The following is a 20,935-nucleotide window of genomic DNA, read 5'->3' on the forward strand; positions in this document are numbered from 1 at the left end:
TTGTTTATTGTATAATATTATAGTTCTATATCCGATCTAGCATTATCTCCGCCTTCTCTATCGAAGTCAGTTCCACCACGACCAATGTGAGTTTGTACACATCTAAATCCAATATAAGACTTGGTTGTATCTTGAAATTCGTAGGTTCTTGTTCCGTTTTGCAAGTAATAACCAATATCTTTCCATGAACCACCTCTAATCACTTTTCTTTTCAATGTTGGTGGATCCCAATCCAAAGCATAATATCTATAATCAGGATTCATATCATTTGAAAACTCGTAAACAGATTCATCATAAGCAGTCTCCGTCCATTCCGCAACATTACCTGACATACAGTATAAGCCGAATCCATTTGGATTATAAGAATATGCTTTCACTGGGTAAAAACCACCATCATCCACATATCTACCTCTCATAGGTTTAAAGTTAGCCAACATACATCCATTTGAATTTCTAATGTAAGGACCACCCCAAGGATATGGCGATTGTTTTAATCCACCTCTTGATGCAAATTCCCATTCTGCTTCTGTTGGTAATCTAAAATCTTGTACCCAAGTCATCCCTTGTTTTGACAACCAAGAATTTAATTTTTGTGTTCTCCAGTGAGAGAAAGCTTTTGCTTGTTTCCAAGTTACCCCAACTACAGGATAATTATCATAAGCAATATGCCAGAAATACATATTTACCATAGGATCATTAAATGAGTAGGTGAAATCACGTATCCAACATAAAGTATCAGGATACACACGGATTTGCTCTTCAATAATAAATTGACCTCTATTACTATGCCCTCTAATGGCATTATTTTCTCCTTTAGTATTGAACCAACCTAAGTTTTCGTCCAAACCAATAGGTTCTCCAACAAAATTAGTTGTTGGTGTTTTTAAATCTCTATGTTGTGGGTCTAAAGAACGATTAGTTGGTTCTCCACCAGATCCACCACTTTCAGGTTTAAATCCATTTCTTTTAATGTTTACTTCCCCTCTTTTTGCTGCTTCACGAATATCTACCCAATAGTATTTAAAGGTTAATTGGTTCACATCAATTTGACGCATATTATACCATCTTTCATTTGGTTTTAAATACAAATCAGAAACCAAGGGTAAAATTTGAAAATCAGTAATTCCTTTCATAGACCAACTTAAATTAAAGTTTTCTCTAAAATAAGGATCACCTGGATCAAATTCATCAGCCCACACTTTCCACTCTCCAGCAGACTCATCAAAGTAGACATCACTATGGTTAAGCATGTCTCCTAATTGTTCATCAGAAATTTCATCCTTGATAACAATTCCGTCTACATTTAAGTTCAACGCATTTTCATAAACACGTTCTAGCATGATGGAATCTTTCACCCATTCTACAAACTCTCTATACTCATTGTTAGTAATTTCCGTATTGTCAATATAAAAAGCAAATACAGATGCTACTTTAGAGCGAGATTGATGTAAAAAAGGAACATCCTCATCACTTTGTCCCATGGTATAGGATCCAGAAGGAATGTAGACCATTCCTAAAGGTACTTCGGGATAAAAGACTCTTCTTCCCTGCACTCCTGTCAAATGCCCGGTGCCAGGATCACATCCTGCAAGCATTATCGCCATCATTATAATTCCAAAAATTTCTTTTTTCATGCTACCAATTTTATTTCGACTCACTATATAAGGGTTGGTTTTATAGTTTATAAACGAAACTTCACTTTTTTAGTTACAATTTTTTTTAAATCCTATTGTAAAATAAACGGATTTACGTATCGAGCCACTGCTGGATCTGGTTGAAATAAACAATAATTCAACCATAGTTCTGGTGATCCTTTACTTGGATCGTTAATACTACTTGTTGTAATATCATAAGATAACCCAATTTTTAATACACTTGGATCACCGCCTAAAGGTCCGTGATTATCATCATCAGATATTTTCATTGAGAAACCTAACAATACCGCTAACGCATCTTTTCTTCTATAAGAAGCACCTGCGTAAACAGATTGATAAGGATTTAATTCATAATCTCCAATTAAGGTAATATCCATTGAAGTAGAAACTAAATCAGAATAGATAATCATAGAAGGCTTTAATGTTAACCCACTTACCAATGGTAACATGTCATAATCTACATCCATTCCACCAGTAGCGTAGTAATGTCTTGATTTTTTAAAATTCACTGTTTTTAACTCAGGCGCAGTAATGTGCGTAGATGATAAACCAATATAATATGGGGAAGATGTTCCTCTCCAGAACAGGCCTAAATTAATATCTATACCTGCCTGAGAAACTTCCTCTGGCAAATTAACATCTGTTAAACCTGGCTGTGGTGGAATCCAAGTTGGTGAAAACCCCATACTTTCTAGACCTAATCCAATACCAGCACTTAAATACCCGTATCCTACTACTTCAAAATGTTTTGCAAAATTGATTTTAAAATCCGTTTCACTTTGAAAGCCAATTTTATCATTCATAAATGAAATACCCACACCTGCTCCAATTTGTTGGAGATTCATTTGGGCATTAAACAATATTGTACTCGGTGCGTTTTCAAACCCAATCCATTGGTTTCTATAGATAAACGTTCCGCAAATTCCTTTAAAACCAGTTGCTCCTGGATTGAAAGACATTTGATCAGCCATGTAATGTGTAAAGTTTTTGTCACTCTGCGCAAACGACACATTAGCAGTTAAATAACACGTAAGTAATAGTAGAATCTTCTTCATAAAAAAAATCTTTTGAGCACGAAAAACAATTCATGCGGTGGCTAAAGTAAATATATTTTTTTAAAAATACGATTTTTTTTAATAGAAATCTATGATTTTTTAAGCTTCAAACCATTAAAGGAGTTTTTGATAAGTTTTCCACCAAAGTGAAGGCATTTCATTTTTAGTTGCATCTACATACACTTGATAAGTGCAGGGCACTAATAAATGGCGGTGAAATTTAGAACGATCTGTATTGGGGTAAGGAACTTCAATCCACCAACGGCCTGACTTATCGCTTTTATAGAATAAAATTTCATCCTTAAAATCATCTATATTGACATGGTATCGGATATAATTCTTTTTGGTACAGACCGGATAATCTCCTTTACGTTGGTTGAATCCTTCTATAAAGTACCAAATCATTTGCGCCAATAAATTAGCGCTCAATTCACCGTCTCCAGTTTCTGTATTTAAATTAAAAACACCGGCACTGGTTAACTTATCACTGATACCAGCATAACGCATAATTCGACAAGCATCTTCGCCATAAAAACCATGGGGAGATTTTTCAGTATTACCTGAATAATCACTACTCCTTATTGAATTCATATCGAATGAAATAATATCGGAATTCCTTGCCAATGGTTCCACTAAAGTACTATCGGTATAATAATCACCTAATCGATTGGCATCAAAATACAATTGGTTAAACAGATCAATTTCCTCGGCATTTACATAATAGCTTTGGTAACCAATATTAGCATAGTTGAATAAGTAATTTGGTTGGTGCAAAATAATTTTATTTAACCAACCATTGGCTTTAATTGCTTCGTTAGGGTCTCCAAGATCGAAGTGTGAATCTATAGATAACAGATTTACTGTTTGCTCTAATTTTTCGTAAGCTTGATAAATAGGGTAAGTTAAGTCTTGGCTACCACCGATAATAAAAGGAAAGATATCTTTTTTTACCAATTCAAAAACAACTTCTTTTAAAGCGACATAAGTATCTCCAACAGATGCTCCAGGTTTAATCTGCCCCAATAAATAGACTTCTTTTTTCCAGTCGCCCCATTGCAGTCCTGTTAATTTATCTACTACACTAGCAATAGAAAGCGTATCGGCGTTTTGATCACTACCTCTATATTCCCCGACAAAGATGAGGGCTATGCTGTTTTTTTTTAATTGAAAAGCGTGTTCTTTTTCTGTCTTTATATGCGACCCTAGATCCGTATTATATGCTGGTTCGGTATAATTAATTGGGTCAAAATAAATAGAAATATCCTTCATGTAATAAATTGAAAGATCAAATTTATCAGAAAAAGCGGCACAAAAAATCCTTTTTTAAAAGTACTGTTAACAATGAAATCTTCAAATCATTGTCAACATACTTTTACACTTTAAGGTTTAGTACTTTATATTATTTTTTGGCTGCTGTTTTCTTAACTGCCGGCTTTTTAGCTGTAGTTTTTTTAGCCACTGCTTTTTTCTTTACAGCTGCTTTCTTTTTAGGTGCAGCTTTTTTAACTACCGTTTTTTTCGCGGTTGCTCCCCTACCCTTTTTAGCGGGTTGGTTTTCTGAAATCTCAACACATTGTTCGTAAGTCAAATTTTCAGCTTCCACATCTTTCGGCAGTTTAAAATTGTTTTTACCTATTTTTAAATAAGGTCCCCATCTACCAATCAATAACTGCATGGTATCATCTTCACTAAAGGTCTTAATTAGTTTTTTAGCGTCTTCTTCTCGTTTGATTTTAATCAATTCAATCGCTCTATCGATTGTAATGGTATCTATGCTGTCTCCATTTTTTTCAGAAATAGAAACAAACTTTGAGTTATGTTGTACATAAGGACCAAAACGTCCTACATTAATTTTCACATCTTTATCTTCAAACTCACCAATTACTTTTGGAAACTTAAAGAGTTCTAATGCATCTTCTAAAGATATAGAGTGGATACTTTGTGTAGCTCTTAAAGAAGCAAATTTTGGTTTATCCTCATCATCTTGAACCCCAATTTGAATCATTGGTCCAAAACGACCGATTCTGGCAATGACAGGTTTTCCAGTTTTAGGATCATCACCTAGCGCTCTTTCTCCTGTTGCTCTTTCCGAATTCTCTAAGGTATCTTCTACATTCTTATGAAAAGGAACATAAAATTTCTTAAGCATCTCAGTCCATTTTTTTAGACCATGTGCAATATCATCAAACTCTTCTTCTACACTAGCAGTAAAACTATATTCCATAATTCTACCAAAGTTCTCCACTAAAAACTCGGTTACTACTCTACCAATATCCGTTGGTATCATTTTCCCTTTTTGACTTCCTGTTTTTTCAGTTAAAGCTTTTTCAGCAATTTTATTTTCAGTTAAAGCTAACTGCAAATATTTTCTTTCGTCTCCTTCATGGATACCTCTTTCCACGTATCCTCTTTTTTGAATCGTAGAAATAGTTGGTGCATAGGTAGACGGTCTACCAATTCCTAATTCCTCAAGTTTCTTCACTAAACTTGCTTCCACATATCTTGAAGGCGGTCTAGAAAAACGTTCAGTAGCTTGGATTAATTCTTTATTTAAATGGTCTCCTTTATTCATGTCCGGCAACAAACCATCTGCTGCTTCCTCTTCGTCGTCATCTAAGTTCGTTTCTAAATAAACTTTTAAGAAACCTTCGAATTTGATAATTTCACCTTTGGTTAAAAACTGGTAGCTTTGCGGTGCATCAATAGAGATTGTAGTACGTTCTAATTGCGCATCACTCATTTGTGAAGCAATGGCACGTTTCCAAATTAATTGGTATAATTTTTCTTCATCAGATTCTCCAACCACAGTATGCATGGAAAAATCTGTTGGTCTAATGGCCTCATGCGCTTCTTGTGCATTACTAGACTTCGTTTTATATTTTCTTGTCTTTACAAAATCGTCACCATAAGCTTTTTTAATTTCACTTACCGCACCATTCACTGCCGTATCCGACAAATGAACAGAATCTGTTCTCATATAAGTAATCTTTCCAGCTTCATATAATCTTTGTGCAACCGACATGGTTCTGGAAACAGAAAAGCCATATTTTAAACTTGCCTCTTGTTGTAAGGTTGATGTTGTAAAAGGAGCTGTTGGAGATTTCTTTGCTGGTTTTTTTTGAATATCTGCAATACTAAAATCGTAAGTCTTACAAGCTTCTAAAAATTTAGTTGCCGCAGCTTTACCGTCAATAGTTTTATTTAATTTAGACTTGAATTTTGCATTATCCACGCTAAAAATCGCATCTGTATTAAAGTAACTACTTGTACTAAATGCTTCAATTTCTTTTTCCCTCTCTACAATTAATCTCACCGCTACCGACTGTACTCTACCGGCAGACAATGATGGTTTTACTTTTCGCCACAAAACGGGGGACAATTCAAAACCAACCAATCTATCTAAAATTCTTCTTGCTTGTTGTGCATTTACTAAATCGTCGTCAATTTTTCTTGGATTCTCAATAGCTTTCGTTACCGCTGACTTCGTAATTTCGTTAAATGTGATTCTTTTATAGTTATCCTCTTTTAGTCCCAAAGTTTCCTTTAAGTGCCAAGATATAGCTTCTCCCTCGCGATCCTCATCCGTCGCTAGCCATACAATGTCAGCACCCTTTGCTAATTTTTTAAGTTCGGCAACAATTTTTTTCTTATCTACAGAAACCTCGTAATTGGGCAAGAAATCATTTTCAACATCAATTGCATTTTCTTTTTTACCCAAATCTCTCACGTGTCCATAACTCGACATTACCGTAAAATCCTTTCCTAAATATCCTTCAATTGTTTTTGCCTTTGCAGGTGACTCGACGATCACTAAATTTTTTGCCATAATTACTTTTTTGGAAACGCTATTCTCGAATTTTCAGAGCACAAAGTTATAAAAGGTAATTGGATAAATCTAATTTTTAAAAAATCTAGGAATCCAATATTGATTTACAAACAACGAAAGAGATAGGTTTATATTGCTTTACCTCAAGCGTATACAACTAAATATCTTTGCTTTTAAAAAAAGTTAAATTGTCTGCTTCAGGTCATAAAGAAAAGAATAGTTAAGTAAAAACACCCTAAGAAACACCCTAAAAACGGCAGAAGTAAGCAATTCCAAGATAATTCTTCCTTAAAATAATCTACTGTCATAATGGCAGAAAAAAATTAATCTTTAACTTTGCAGCAGAATATAGAAAATGAAAGATACAATAGACCTCCATAAAACCATAGATGAATCACAGCAAGGTGAGGCATTGATGATGGCATCCAACAACAACGGTAAAAAATTATATTTAGAAAGTTACGGTTGCCAGATGAATTTTTCGGACAGTGAGATTGTTGCTTCTATCTTAATTGGAGAAGGTTTTTCAACCACTAGAGATTCCAGTATTGCGGATGTAATTTTAATGAACACTTGTTCTATTAGAGAAAATGCAGAAGTAAGGGTAAGAAATAAACTAAGCCAATACCAAAAGCAAAAAAGAAACAATCCTAAATTAATAATTGGCATTTTAGGATGTATGGCAGAGCGCTTAAAAAAGGATTTATTAGAAGAAGAAAAATTAGTCGATTTAGTTGCTGGACCGGATGCTTATAGAGATCTACCAGGCTTAATTCAAGAAGTTGAAAGCGGTCAAAAAGCAGTGAATGTATTACTTTCCAGAGAAGAAACTTACGCCGATATTTCTCCCGTTCGATTAGGATCGGGTGGTGTTACTGCTTTTATTTCCATTATGCGTGGATGCGATAACATGTGTTCCTTTTGTGTGGTACCATTTACTCGTGGACGTGAACGCAGTAGGAATCCTGAGACCATAGTAAAAGAGGCGCAAGAATTATTTAACAATGGTTATAGAGAGGTTACTTTATTAGGACAAAACGTAGACAGTTATCGTTGGAACATTTCTAAAAAAGATGAAATTATAGACGCAGAAAAACCGACTGTAAACTTTGCGCAGCTTTTAGAAATGGTGGCTTTGGTAAATCCAGATTTAAGGGTTCGATTTTCCACTTCCCATCCAAAAGACATGGTGGATGACGTATTACACACCATGGCTAAGCACGAAAACATTTGTAAATACATTCACTTGCCAGTTCAATCTGGAAATTCAGCGGTCTTAAAAAGAATGAACAGGGGGTATACTAGGGAGTGGTATTTAAACAGAATTGAAGCCATTAAACGCATCATGCCTGATTGCGCCATATCTACAGATATAATCACCGGATTTTGCGGTGAAACGCAAGCAGAATTTGAAGACACGGTATCTATTATAAAAGAAGTAAAATATAATTTCTCTTACATGTTTTTCTATTCTGAACGACCAAAGACATTGGCAGAAAGAAAATTTGAAGACGACATTCCGTTGGCGGTGAAAAAATCTAGACTACAAGAAGTAATAGATTTACAACATGTATTATCAAAAGCGCATAACAAAAGTAACGTCGGTAAAACATACAAAGTTCTTATTGAAGGTACTTCCAAAAGGTCGGAAAAAGATGCCTATGGCAGAAACACGCAATATGTCACCTGTATATTCCCAATTGGAGCACATAAAGTTGGTACTTATGTAAACGTTAAAATATCAGACTACACTACCACTACATTAATCGGAGAAATTGTATAAAAATGGACATACAGCAAGTAAAACAACGATTTGGTATTATTGGCAATTCCCCTGCATTAAATAGGGCTTTAAGTATCGCTACACAAGTAGCGCCTACGGATATGAATGTACTAATTACTGGTGAAAGTGGTACTGGTAAAGAAAATATGCCAAAAGTAATTCACCATTTAAGTGCGAGAAAACATGCTACTTACATTGCGGTAAACTGTGGTGCAATTCCAGAAGGCACCATTGATTCAGAACTATTTGGACATGAAAAAGGTTCCTTCACGGGAGCACACGACAAAAGAAAAGGTTACTTTGAAGAGGCAGATGGTGGTACTATTTTTTTAGATGAAGTAGCAGAATTACCGACGCAAACCCAAGTAAGATTATTAAGGGTATTAGAAACCGGTGAATTTTTAAGAGTTGGCTCTTCGAAACCCATAAAAACAGATGTAAGAGTTGTAGCAGCAACCAACGAAAACTTACAAGAAGCTATAGCCAGTGGCAAATTTAGAGAAGATTTATTTTATCGTTTAAGCTCCGTGCCTATTCACCTCCCCGCCTTAAGGGAAAGAAATGAAGATATACATTTACTATTTAGAAAGTTTGCCAGTGAATTTGCAGAAAAATATAGAATGCCGACCATTCGACTAGATGAAGAAGCAGTCCAATTATTGACGAATTACAATTGGCCTGGAAACATACGTCAATTAAAAAACACGACAGAACAAATATCGATAATTGAACAAGAAAGAGAGATAACTGCTGCTGTTTTAAAATTATATTTACCCGAATTAAAACCGACTTCTTCTTTACCAATGGTACAAAAAAAGGAAGCCGATAATTTCTCAGAAAGAGACATCCTATACAAGGTTTTGTTCGACATGAAAAAGGATTTGAATGAATTAAAAAAACTAGTATTAAAAATCATTCAAAGTGACTCGGGATCAATCAGCACAGAAGAAAAGACCAGAATAATTGAACAGTTATACGAAGACATTCAACCGGAAACCAAAAATTTACTCCCTCATTTTCCACAAGGACATATACAAAGTGAACCCACAAAACCAAGTCACCACGAAACAGCCGAACCCGATCATTTCGAGCCTGCTGTAGAAGTGGAAGAATCACTTTCTTTAGAGGATAAAGAAAAAGAATTAATTAGTAAAGCGCTTGAGAAACACCGGGGAAAAAGAAAATATGCAGCACAAGATTTAGGTATATCAGAAAGAACCTTATATCGTAAAATTAAGGAATATGATTTAAATGATTAATGTGGATAGAATAATTATATTTACCATTCGTTAGACTAATATGCGCAAACTTTTTACCATACTTTTATTATTGCCTTTTTTACAAGGATGCTTTAGTTATTCAGTATTAGATGGCAGCATTGATGCCGAAAATTTTGCCGTAGAAATCTTCGAAGAAAGGGCAGCCAATGCTCCTGTAGGATATGGTTCCCAATTTACAGAGTACTTAAAAGATTTTATAATTGGCAGGTCTTCATTAAAATTAAGTAACAGCACTGCAGACATTCAAATAAGTGGTCGAATTACGAATTATTTAGTAAACCCAGTTGCTGTTCAAGGAGACCAAACAGCGGCACAAAATAGATTAACCATTACTGTTTTAGTAACGGTAGTCAATAACAAGAATCCCTTAGAAAGCTTTGAGCAAAGTTTTAGTCAATTTTCTGATTTCTCAGCCGACAGTGACCTTTCTAGTGTGGAAGATGCCCTATTAGAAGACATCAATGCCAAATTAGGGCAGGACATTATTAATAAACTAACAAGTAACTGGTAATGGATACAGATAAACTTGCAACATTTATTGTAGAGCCCAACCTAGTTGGTCGTAACAACTTAAAGGATTTAAAAGCCATTAAAGAGCAATACCCTTTTTGTAGTTCCCTTCATTTATTATACATAAAAGCATTGGCTAATGCAAAGGATATTCATTTTGAAGAAGCCTTAAAAACAGCTTCTATCCATGCGAACAATCGAGAGCGATTATACCAATTAATTCACGAACATAATTCGCTAAACGAAACCATTACTGTAAAAAAGGTAGACAAGGAATTAGAGGAAACGGAATCTATTAAAGAGACAACAATTCAAGACCCTATTACTGCAGATGCCAAATCTTTAAAAGAGGAAAGCAGTAAGTTGGTAGAAGAAATAACTGAAGTGGATTCCAATATCGTAGAGCAAGAAACAGAAGCTACAAGCGAGCCGCCTATTTTGGCAGAAAAAGTAGCGGAAGTAACCGAAGACATAGTCCCACAAGATTTAACGTTAGCGGATGAGATTGATGAACGAAATTTAACCGAAAACATTATCAGTAGCGCATTAGAAAATGCGGTATTATTTGACGTTGAAAATATAGAAAAACCCAGTGAAGAAATCCCTTTAGAAAAAGGTAATATTTCGATTGAAACAGGAATTGAACTAAATTTTGAGCCTAATAATGAGGAAATCACCTTAGAATTAGAAAAAAAATCAAAAGAAAAAAATATTTTAACCGAGTCTTCTGTCAGCAATTTGTCTTTTTCAGATTGGTTAAAGATGAAAAAAAATCACCAAGAAATTGCAGTCGATAAGCCGATAAAAAAAGAGATAGAAAAAGAAACAAAGCTTACTAAAAAAGAAATTAATAACCTGCTAAACAAGTTCATAGATGAAGAGCCTAAAATGGCACGCATAAAAAAAGAATTTTATAATCCGGTAAAAAACGCCAAGGAAAGCTTGGATGAATCGGATGTATTAGTCAGTGAAACACTGGCAAAAATATATTACATGCAAAAAAATTATTCGAAGGCAATTAAAGCTTATGCGCAATTAAGCTTGTTATATCCGAAAAAAAAGAGTTTCTTTGCAAATCAAATTGAGAAAATTAGAAAAGAAGAATTAAAATGAATACATTATTATTAATTATTATTGCCGTTGTAAGTGTTGCCTTGATTTTATTTGTATTGATCCAAAACCCTAAGGGTGGTGGTATCAATTCTGAATTTGGTTCAGCGACCCAATTAGGAGGAGCCAAAAGAGCTACAGATATTTTAGAAAAAGGAACATGGGGACTAGCAATTGGAATTGCAGTTTTATGTTTAATTTTAGCTATTTCTTACAAACCATCTACTACCAATGTAGATGATGTAGATAATATTCAAATTGAATCTAGCGCAGAAAATATCCCAACAGATTTTGAAGGATAGAATTCAATAAAAAAATAGATTTAAAATGTCAGTATGTCACTTCGTACTGACATTTTTTTTGTCCTAAAAATTAATCACGACCATTCTGTCATACTCCCTATTAAAATTAGCGTTTGGCATAAAATATGACAGGATACAACTGATTTAAAATTAGAATAATTAACCTAAAAATAGTAAGACTATGTTAAAACCATTAGCAGACAGAGTATTGATAGAAGCTGCACCAGCTGAAACAAAAACAGCAAGCGGTATAATTATTCCTGACACTGCAAAAGAGAAACCTTTACAAGGGAAAGTAATTGCAGTAGGTCCAGGGAAAGTGGATGAGCCAATGACAGTAAAAATTGGTGATTCGGTATTGTACGGACAGTATTCAGGTACTGAAATTAAATTAGAAGGAAAAGATTACCTCATCATGAGAGAGTCTGACGTTTACGGAATTCTTTAATCTTAACAATTACAAATTAACATTATGTCAAAAGAAATATTATTTAACACAGAAGCTAGAGATGCCTTAAAAAGAGGTGTTGATGCTATTGCAAATGCAGTAAAAGTAACATTAGGACCAAAAGGGAGAAATGTAATTATAGACAGAAAGTTTGGTGCGCCACACATCACTAAAGATGGTGTAACAGTTGCCAAAGAAATTGAATTAAAAGACGCTGTGGAGAACATGGGTGCTCAAATGGTAAAAGAAGTTGCTTCTAAAACTGCAGATATTGCAGGTGACGGAACAACAACAGCTACTGTTTTAGCGCAAGTAATTGTAAGTGCAGGTTTAAAAAATGTGACTGCAGGTGCTAACCCAATGGATTTGAAAAGAGGCATTGACAAAGCGGTAAAAGCAGTTGTTGCGCACTTAAAAAGCAATTCAAACGAAGTTGGATCAGACAACGAAAAAATCAAACAAATTGCAACTATTTCGGCGAACAACGACGATACTATTGGTACTTTAATTGCGGAAGCAATGAAAGTAGTAGGTAACGAAGGTGTAATTACAGTTGAAGAAGCAAAAGGGACAGAAACAGAAGTTAAAACTGTGGAAGGAATGCAATTTGATAGAGGTTATTTATCGCCATACTTTGTGACAAACACAGAGAAAATGATTGCGGAATTAGAAAACCCTTATATTTTAATTTGTGATAAAAAAATCTCAAATATTCAAGAGATTCTTCCAATTTTAGAGCCTGTTGCGCAACAAGGGAAGCCATTATTGATTATTGCAGAAGACATTGATGGCACTGCATTATCTACTTTGGTAATCAATAGATTAAAAGCAGGATTAAAAATTGCAGCTGTAAAAGCGCCAGGCTTTGGTGACAGAAGAAAAGCAATGTTAGAAGATATCGCTATCTTAACAGGTGGAATGGTTATTTCTGAAGAACGTGGTTACACAATGGAAAACGCGACTTTAGACATGCTTGGTACTGCTGAGAAAATTGATATTGACAAAGACAACACAACCATTGTAAATGGTGCTGGTGACAAAGATGCAATTGTATCTAGAGTAAACCAAATCAAGTCTCAAATGGAAGCGACTACTTCTGACTATGACAAAGAAAAGTTACAAGAAAGATTGGCTAAATTAGCTGGTGGTGTAGCGGTACTTTACGTTGGCGCAGCGACTGAAATTGAAATGAAAGAAAAGAAAGATCGTGTAGATGATGCATTATCTGCAACAAGAGCGGCTGTAGAAGAAGGAATTGTTCCTGGTGGAGGAATTGCTTTGATCAGAACCATTGAGGCGATTGACAAAGTTGTAGGCGTTAATGAGGATGAAAAAACTGGTATTGCTATTATTAGAAGAGCAGTGGAAGAACCTTTGAGACAAATTATTGCCAATGCTGGAGATGAAGGCGCGGTAATTGTTCAAAAAGTAAAAGAAGGAAAAGCTGATTTTGGATACAACGCAAGAACTGAAGTTTATGAAAATTTATTAGCTGCAGGTGTAGTTGACCCAACTAAAGTGACTAGAATTGCGATTGAAAACGCAGCCTCTATTGCTTCTATGTTATTGACTACCGAATGTGTAATCGCTGATATTCCTGAAGACGACCACGCAATGCCTCCAATGGGCGGTGGCGGAATGCCAATGATGTAATTTGCATTTCTAGACGACTGGTATTTCCTTCTATCAACGGAGATAGTACTAGACGGTTCTATATATAAAACCCCAGTGGCAACACTGGGGTTTTTTTATGAAATAATGGGGATAAAACCGATTCAAGTTTATAAATTTAAGGCATGGAATTACAAGTAGAAGCCCTGGTGAAAAATTATGCCATGTTACCACACCCAGAAGGTGGTTGGTATAAAGAAAATTACCGTTCGAACAGGAACATCCCTTTGGACGAAAATAGCAGGAGTTTATTAACGAGTATTTACTTTCTATTAACTTCCGAAAATGTATCGCGTTTTCATGTCCTTAAAAGTGATGAGTTATGGTACTACCACAGCGGCTCAGCATTGACGGTGCATTGCATTAGTCCTAAGGGGGAATATTACCAACTAAAAATTGGTCCCAACTTTGAAGCCGGAGAACAATTCCAAGCAGTGGTTCCTAGTGGCACAATATTTGGCTCCACAGTCGACCAAAAAAATCAATACGCCATGGTAGGTTGCGCAGTAGCACCTGGTTTTGATTTTGAAGATTTTAAGCTATTTACTACAGCTGAATTATTGGCTAAATTTCCTTCCCACCAGACTATTATTCAAAAATTGACATAAAAAAATGCAGTACTATTTCTTAATCGCTTTCTTTCTTTTGTCTTGCAACCAAGGGGCAATGAAGGAAGAAATTAATAAAACAAACACTTGCGACTGCAAGTCCCTGCAATACCATCCCAACTATAATGTATTCCATTTGGGCGATCCTCTGTCTCCGTTTTCAGGTACTTGTAAAGAATACTATCTCGGCGGTAAATTAAAAAAAACTGCCGAATTATTAAATGGAAAATATGAAGGCAAACTTTTATACTACTATGAAAATGGCCAATTACAATCGGACATAGCTTATGAGTTAGGCTTAATGTCGGGTGATAAAAAAGTATTTGAACCAGACGGAAAACTGTTATTTCATGGCATATACAAACGCAGTAAATTAATAGAAACTATTTACCATTATAAACAAGTAAAATAAATTAGTTAAGTAATTCATTTGAAAATGACTTGCCTGTCGGTCTTTCAAAAACACTTAATTCAAAATATTTTGTAGTTGCAAATAAATGGTCAAAAATATCTGCAACAATCTCTTCATACACTTCCCATTCCTTATTTTTAGAAAAACAATATATTTCTACTGGCACTCCTAATTCGGTTGGTGCCAATTGTCGCACCATCAAAGTCATCTCATGGTTAATGTCATCCAAACCTTCTAAATAAGAGGTAATATACCTTCGGTAAAGACCGATATTAGTTTGTCTACGTCCATTGACTAAAATATTAGGGTCTTTGATGCTTTTTGCATTAAAATCTGCCAATTCGCTTTCTTTTTCTTCAATAAATCCGCCCAATAAGTCTACTTGTTTTAAGGAAGACAATAATTTACTATCTGCAAATTTTATAGAGTTAATTTCTATATTTATGGCACGTTTAATCCTTCTACCGTCTGACATTTCCATGCCTCTCCAATTTTTAAAAGAATCGGAAATAAAAGAATAAGTAGGAATGGTTGTAATGGTCTTATCAAAATTTTGGATTTTTACGGTTGCCAGATTAATCTCCACCACATCACCATCTGCACCATACTTTTCCATGGTAATCCAATCTCCTATGCGCACCATATCGTTAGCCGCAAGCTGAATAGAACCAACAAATCCAAGTATTGTATCTTTAAAAATTAACAATAAAATTGCCGTTGCAGCACCTAAACCAGTTAAAAAATATAGCGGAGAATTACCTGTAAGAATAGACAAACCTAATATGACCATAAATCCACCAGCAAGAATTTTACTCAATTGAAAATAAGAATGAATGGGTTTATCTCTTAATTTTTCTTTGGTGGATAGTACTTCAGAAGCTGCAGATAAAAATCTTAAAATACCAAATAGCACCACAATGACGATTCCTAAATCAGTCATTTTTATTAAAAAGGTATTGATACGCGGATAAGAATAAAATACCGTGTAAATAAAGTGATCCATAAACAAAAGAGGCACTAGATTAGCAATGACTGCAAAAAATTTGTGCTTTACTAAATAATCATCCCATTTAGTTTTTGATTTGTTGACCAAGACATGCAAGATATTAATCAACACTTTTCGAGTCAACCACCAAAGTAGCATAATAAGTAGGCCTACTCCAACCAGCAGAATTCCGGTACGCCCCAAATCAATCCACTTATCCGAAAGCCCTATTTCACCCAACCAATTATTGAGGAATTTTATAATAAAATCTGAAATTGGAAATTCTTTAAGTTTTTGCATTGAAATTATAATTTGTCACAAAATTACTAATATATAAGCGGAGAATGCATTAAATAATACTAAATGTTTCCGCAAGCGACTTTAATTTAGCAAAGGATTGTACATCATGATGGCATGATTTTCAGTCACTAATTCTTCGGTAGTTTCTGCACTCACTTTATGGATAACATTTCGCCAGATTTCATTATGCCGAGTATACCCACCCCACCACTGCAATTCAAATTTATGCTCTTTTTCAAAAACATGGTAAGTATGTTTTAATGCAATTTCTGTGCTAATACTGCCCCTTAAAAACCTTTTCTCTAACCAAACATTGAGTTGAAATGCTTGGTCGCTGCCATTATATATCTGTAAATCGATATAATTGTAAGCCAAAGTTGCACCGCTACCAAAAGGCACCTTTCTATTTACATCTGGAAAAACATCATAACTATGTCTATACCTTTGTTTAATAGTTAGAGGAGTGTGCATACTCATCCAAAAAAGTAAATTTCCCAATTGGCAAAGTCCACCACCAATTCCACTTTTAATTTGCCCATCACTTAACACTAAACCTGGTAAATATCCTTTTAATTTGGAAGGTCTTCCCACCAATTTCCAAAAAGAAAAAGTTTCTCCAGGCTTAATCACTATACCGTTAAATTTTTTGATGGCAATTGCCAAATTGGTTGTTTTATTTCTTTGCAACTGCATGTCCACATTTTGAAGTGGTTTTAGTAAAAAAGATTGGTGTTGTGTGATCTCAATCGGATATTTTACATGTCTAATCTCCTTGGCATATTTTGTCTTATCGCTATACCAATGCCATTTTCTTTTTAAACAAAAGAACTCCTTCCCTAGAGCGCGTCTTAATGGGTGTCGTTTTATAGGTTTTAAAACTTGTGGTGGAATTTTCATACAGTCTCTAAATTAGGGACTATTTTCATACCGAAGAAAAGTAAGCCGTTAAAAAGGATTCCTATCCATTATCCGAAGACAGTTTTGTTTTTTTCGAAAGAGATTTTAGATGATTGTTGTGTAAACTATAAATGATACCATCAGATAAACCGATTTTAGGTGCAATAATTTTTTTTGCATCAATTTTTTTCATGATGCGTAAATAGATGTCCATTGCTGGAACAATTACATCTGCTCTATCGGCTTTCAACTGGTACCTACTGATTCTTTTTTCTACCGACAGTGGTTTTAATTCTTCATATAGTAAGTCAATTTCCTTAAAAGACATATTTTCAAAATCTCTTTTCCCCAGTAGTTTATTCACCTTATTGATGTTTCCTCCGATTCCAAAAACTTTTATTTTATGCTTAGCATTGGTATTACTGCTGAGCCATTCAAACATTTCCGTCCAAATTTCTTCGGTTACTTTATTTTTTAACAATCGAATGGTTCCAATTTTAAATGATTTAGCAGCCGTTATTTTCCCTTCTTTAAAAATTGTAATTTCAGTACTACCACCACCAACATCAATTACTAAGAAAGGCATATTTTTTTCCAACTCCATCAAAAAGAAAACAGAAAAAACCAATTCAGACTCTTCGTGCCCGTCAATAATCTCGATATCTACCCCGGTTTGTTTTAGGATGGCTTTTTTAACCGAATCACTATTTTCCGCTTCTCGCATGGCAGAAGTTGCGCAGGCACGCATTTCTCTCACATTAAAAACTTCTGAAATAAGTTGAAATGCTTTAATGGTTTTAATAAAATCTTGTTTTTTCTTTTCTCCAATTTTACCTCTTTCAAAGACATCCATTCCGAGCCGAAGGGGAACACGAGTGTAGGAAATTTTTTTCACAAAAACATATCCTTCATCATTTTTACTAATTTCACCAATTAATAATCTGGCTGCGTTGGTTCCAATGTCTATTGCCCCGTATTTCATATTATCCTTTTAGTTTTTTTTTGAAGTTTTGGTACACTTCCATTTGTGCATTTATTTTTTTCGGATTATCGTTTGAATAGTACTTATTTTTTTGATTCACGTCAATAATTCTCGACTTTACGTTATCGGCCCAATAGGTATCAAACATTTCCTTCAAGTCTTTTTGAATACCTTTATCTAATATCGGACAAGTAACCTCAATTCTTTTATCAATATTTCTTTCCATCCAATCGGCAGAAGATATAAAATATTTAGGACTACCACCACCGCTAAAAATGAACAATCGCGTATGTTCTAAAAACCGACCAACAACAGATCTTACTTCAATATTTTCGCTCAAGCCTTTAACCCCAGGTTTAACGGCACAAATTCCACGAACAATACATTTTATTTGCACACCTGCATTAGATGCCTCATACAGTTTTTTAATCAATTTAGAATCCACTAAATTATTTAACTTTAATTCAATATAAGCTTCTTCACCATTTTTAGCCATTTTAATTTCTTGCTCTATTAAGGCATTGAATTTTCTTCTGGAACTAAATGGAGAAACGATTAATTCTCTAAACAAAGAACGATCGATATTACTTTTAAATATTTTAAAGACCTTGTCTACTTCTTTTGTTATTCTAGAATTAGCAGTTAACAAACCATAATCCGTATAAATTTCAGCTGTTTTTTCATGGAAATTACCAGTACCAACATGGGCTATAGACTGCACTTTATTCCCGGTCTTTCTTTTAATTAAAATTAATTTTGAATGTACTTTTAAACCTGGGACACCAAAAATAACTTGTACATCATTATTTTCCAGATATTTTGCCCATTTCATGTTATTTTCTTCGTCAAACCTTGCCAAGAGCTCAATAACAACCGTCACTTTTTTTCCATTTCGAGTGGCGCAGATTAAGCTATTTATGATTTGTGAATCTTTCGCAACACGGTATAAATTGACTTTAATACTTTGTACTTTAGGATCAATGGCTGCCTCTTGTAATAAATCTACTAAATATTGAAATTTTTGAAATGGATAAGTCAATAATACATCTTGGTTCAAAATGGTTTTAAGAATAGATTTATTCGAATTTTTAAAAACGGGATGTTCTAATGGTTTAAGTTTAGGGAACACCAATTCTTTCATCCCAAAATCAGGAAAACCCATAAAATCTTTAAAGTTATGGTATTTACCACCTGGAATAATATTTTCACCCACCAGTAGATCTAATTCATTAATTAAATAATGTAATAAATCAATTGGAATGGAAGCATCATACACCATTCTTACGGGGTCCCCTTCCTTACGTAAGGCAACACTTTTCTTCATTTTCTCTAAGAAACTTTGTAAAATATCATCTTCAATATCTAACTCTGCATCTCTGGTTATTTTAAAAGTATATGCATCTATTTTATCAAAATTAAAAATGCTAAATACATCTTTCAACCCAAAACGAATGATGTCGTCAATAAGCATCACCTTTCTAATTTCTCCTTTTTCGAAAGGTAAAACCACAAATCGGTTTAACGACTTTGGGATTTCAATAATGGCATAGCGTACTTTTTTCTTTTCGTATTCTACCATTTTAACGGCTAAATAAATAGCGTCGTCATTTAAATGTGGAAAAGGCATTTTATCCGAGAGGATAATAGGTGCAATTCTAGCCCGAATTACATCTTGAAAATACTCTCTTACATATTCTTGTTCCGAAGGTCTTAAGTTTATTTCGTTACATTGTACAATACCATTTTTCTTTAAGGTAGTTAAAATGTTTTCATACGCCAGCTCAAACAATTGCTGTTGTTTTAAAACTTCCTTTTTCACCTCAATCAGCAAAGCTTCAGCCGTACCTGGAAAACCTTCTAATTTTTTAACATTTAATACTGCTAACCTTCGCACTGTAGCGACACGAACACGGAAAAATTCATCTAAATTATTAGAATAAATTCCTAAAAAACGAATCCGCTCAATTAAGGGCGTGTTTAAGTCTAATGCTTCTTGTAGCACTCTCTCATTAAAAGATAACCAACTTAGTTCCCGGTTAAATAAATCCATAAAAAGTATATAAAAATTTTATCATTGTACTAATAAATTACAGCCCCTTAAATCGGCAGTATCCAATCTCCCAATCACCTCAAACCCATCTTTGTTATATTTACCCAAATCTTCTGTTTCAATAAATGCACAGGAATCAATATTGGCTAAATCAATTACATTAATCCCTCCTGTTTTATTTTCAATATAATTAAAAGGGTCATTGTATTCTCTAATTAATACTTTCATCCACGGCGGTGTTTGAAATACACCATTCCCTTTTGAATAAGCTTGTGACATTAGTTCAGTCATGCCATATTCCGAATGTACTGTTGTTAATTTTAAGTTTTCCTGAAGCGTTTGGTGCAAAGTCGCCTTTGTCATTTCCTTTCTTTTACCTTTCATACCACCAGTTTCCATGACAATATATTTTGAAAGATCCACTTCAAACATTTCCCCCAAATCAAGTAACGCGTAAGAAACTCCTATTAATAAAATTTGCTTTTCCCCTTGGTAATCTTTTAAAAAACCGACCAGTTCTTCGTAATTATTTAAATAAAAACCACTTTTTGAATGTCCGGAAGCCTTAATCAAATGGTCTACCATGTAGACTAAAGAAGAACCTTCTCTTTCTAAATACGAAGGCAATAAACCAATTACCACATAATTGCTAGGGTCATCATAAAACAGTTCAAAAGCTTTTTCAAAGGTTTTCTCATACACCTCCATGTCTTTTACAAAATGTTGACTTCTTTCCATTCCTGTGGTCCCAGAACTAGAAAAAGCTATTACAGGCGTATAATTTCCCGACTTTACTTCATGTGATTTAAAAAAAGAAATGGGTAAAAATGGAATATTATTTAATGATTTTACATTTTCGGGTGTTTTTCTTAAAGACAAACAGTATTTTTGGTAAATAGAATTGGATGAAAATTGGTAGTTAAATAATTCAAGCGCTAATTTCTCAAATTGGTTATTATTGTTAATTTTTTGTATCTTATCAAGAAAATCGATTGGAGAATGTGTCACTTGACTTTATTTTAATATATCTTTAATAATTAATTAACACTCCTAGTATTACT

General features: G+C 34.3%; 18 protein-coding genes. 9 read left to right on the top strand and 9 right to left on the bottom strand.

Annotation, left to right across the window (positions count from 1 at the left end):
• Window positions 1–17 precede the first annotated feature (17 nt).
• The 4 genes from porK to topA form a co-directional block, all read right to left on the bottom strand.
• On the bottom strand, window positions 18–1,634 hold the full coding sequence (gene porK / locus DNU06_RS00345) for a T9SS ring complex lipoprotein PorK/GldK (RefSeq protein WP_146239096.1): 1,617 nt from the start codon (window positions 1,632–1,634) through the stop codon (window positions 18–20).
• 92 nt (window positions 1,635–1,726) lie between these two features.
• The gene (locus tag DNU06_RS00350) at window positions 1,727–2,710 is read right to left on the bottom strand and encodes a PorP/SprF family type IX secretion system membrane protein (RefSeq protein WP_111061221.1); all 984 of its coding nucleotides are present in this window, start codon (window positions 2,708–2,710) and stop codon (window positions 1,727–1,729) included.
• 114 nt (window positions 2,711–2,824) lie between these two features.
• Window positions 2,825–3,979, bottom strand: a complete 1,155-nt coding sequence (locus DNU06_RS00355; RefSeq protein WP_111061222.1) for a formimidoylglutamase — start codon at window positions 3,977–3,979, stop codon at window positions 2,825–2,827.
• A gap of 130 nt (window positions 3,980–4,109) precedes the next feature.
• Window positions 4,110–6,536: a type I DNA topoisomerase gene (topA, locus tag DNU06_RS00360; protein WP_111061223.1), complete on the bottom strand. Its 2,427-nt coding sequence runs from the start codon at window positions 6,534–6,536 to the stop codon at window positions 4,110–4,112.
• Between the two features lie 355 nt (window positions 6,537–6,891).
• On the opposite strand from topA, the gene miaB reads away from it, so the two are divergent.
• The 9 genes from miaB (at window position 6,892) to DNU06_RS00405 (ending at window position 14,660) form a co-directional block, all read left to right on the top strand.
• Window positions 6,892–8,319 carry a tRNA (N6-isopentenyl adenosine(37)-C2)-methylthiotransferase MiaB gene (gene miaB / locus DNU06_RS00365; RefSeq protein WP_111061224.1) on the top strand — a complete coding sequence of 476 codons (1,428 nt, stop codon included), beginning with the start codon at window positions 6,892–6,894 and terminating at the stop codon, window positions 8,317–8,319.
• A 2-nt stretch (window positions 8,320–8,321) separates the two neighbouring features.
• Window positions 8,322–9,578 carry a sigma-54 interaction domain-containing protein gene (locus DNU06_RS00370; RefSeq protein WP_111061225.1) on the top strand — a complete coding sequence of 419 codons (1,257 nt, stop codon included), beginning with the start codon at window positions 8,322–8,324 and terminating at the stop codon, window positions 9,576–9,578.
• 40 nt (window positions 9,579–9,618) lie between these two features.
• Window positions 9,619–10,110, top strand: coding sequence for an LptE family protein (locus tag DNU06_RS00375; RefSeq protein ID WP_111061226.1), 492 nt, complete (start codon window positions 9,619–9,621; stop codon window positions 10,108–10,110).
• Window positions 10,110–11,222: a Tim44 domain-containing protein gene (locus tag DNU06_RS00380; RefSeq protein WP_111061227.1), complete on the top strand. Its 1,113-nt coding sequence runs from the start codon at window positions 10,110–10,112 to the stop codon at window positions 11,220–11,222. The genes DNU06_RS00375 and DNU06_RS00380 overlap by 1 nt, the downstream gene beginning before the upstream one ends.
• A complete protein-coding gene (secG, locus tag DNU06_RS00385; RefSeq protein ID WP_111061228.1) occupies window positions 11,219–11,521 on the top strand; it encodes a preprotein translocase subunit SecG in 303 nt (100 codons plus the stop codon). The genes DNU06_RS00380 and secG overlap by 4 nt, the downstream gene beginning before the upstream one ends.
• 181 nt (window positions 11,522–11,702) lie before the next feature.
• Window positions 11,703–11,969 (top strand): co-chaperone GroES, encoded by a 267-nt coding sequence (locus DNU06_RS00390; protein ID WP_111061229.1) that lies wholly within the window; start codon window positions 11,703–11,705, stop codon window positions 11,967–11,969.
• Window positions 11,970–11,993: 24 nt separating this feature from the next.
• Window positions 11,994–13,622 (top strand): chaperonin GroEL, encoded by a 1,629-nt coding sequence (gene groL, locus DNU06_RS00395; RefSeq protein WP_111061230.1) that lies wholly within the window; start codon window positions 11,994–11,996, stop codon window positions 13,620–13,622.
• A gap of 143 nt (window positions 13,623–13,765) precedes the next feature.
• Window positions 13,766–14,248, top strand: a complete 483-nt coding sequence (locus DNU06_RS00400; protein WP_111061231.1) for a cupin domain-containing protein — start codon at window positions 13,766–13,768, stop codon at window positions 14,246–14,248.
• Window positions 14,249–14,306: 58 nt separating this feature from the next.
• Window positions 14,307–14,660, top strand: coding sequence for a toxin-antitoxin system YwqK family antitoxin (locus tag DNU06_RS00405; protein ID WP_158526789.1), 354 nt, complete (start codon window positions 14,307–14,309; stop codon window positions 14,658–14,660).
• 1 nt (window position 14,661) lies between these two features.
• Here DNU06_RS00405 and DNU06_RS00410 read toward each other — a convergent pair whose 3' ends face one another.
• The 5 genes from DNU06_RS00410 to DNU06_RS00430 all read right to left on the bottom strand — a co-directional run bounded on the left by DNU06_RS00410 (window position 14,662) and on the right by DNU06_RS00430 (window position 20,882).
• A complete protein-coding gene (locus tag DNU06_RS00410) occupies window positions 14,662–15,945 on the bottom strand; it encodes a mechanosensitive ion channel family protein (protein ID WP_111061233.1) in 1,284 nt (427 codons plus the stop codon).
• A gap of 81 nt (window positions 15,946–16,026) precedes the next feature.
• Complete coding sequence (locus tag DNU06_RS00415; RefSeq protein ID WP_111061234.1) at window positions 16,027–16,842, bottom strand: VanW family protein; 816 nt, start codon at window positions 16,840–16,842, stop codon at window positions 16,027–16,029.
• A gap of 61 nt (window positions 16,843–16,903) precedes the next feature.
• The gene (locus DNU06_RS00420) at window positions 16,904–17,824 is read right to left on the bottom strand and encodes a Ppx/GppA phosphatase family protein (RefSeq protein ID WP_111061235.1); all 921 of its coding nucleotides are present in this window, start codon (window positions 17,822–17,824) and stop codon (window positions 16,904–16,906) included.
• A gap of 1 nt (window position 17,825) precedes the next feature.
• Window positions 17,826–19,874, bottom strand: a complete 2,049-nt coding sequence (gene ppk1 / locus DNU06_RS00425; protein WP_111061236.1) for a polyphosphate kinase 1 — start codon at window positions 19,872–19,874, stop codon at window positions 17,826–17,828.
• A 21-nt stretch (window positions 19,875–19,895) separates the two neighbouring features.
• Entirely contained in the window at window positions 19,896–20,882 is a 987-nt protein-coding gene (locus DNU06_RS00430) for a LuxE/PaaK family acyltransferase (protein ID WP_233502906.1), read from the bottom strand.
• Window positions 20,883–20,935: the final 53 nt, after the last annotated feature.

It is taken from the genome of Putridiphycobacter roseus (genome assembly GCF_003234935.1).
Taxonomy (GTDB): domain Bacteria; phylum Bacteroidota; class Bacteroidia; order Flavobacteriales_D; family Crocinitomicaceae; genus Putridiphycobacter; species Putridiphycobacter roseus.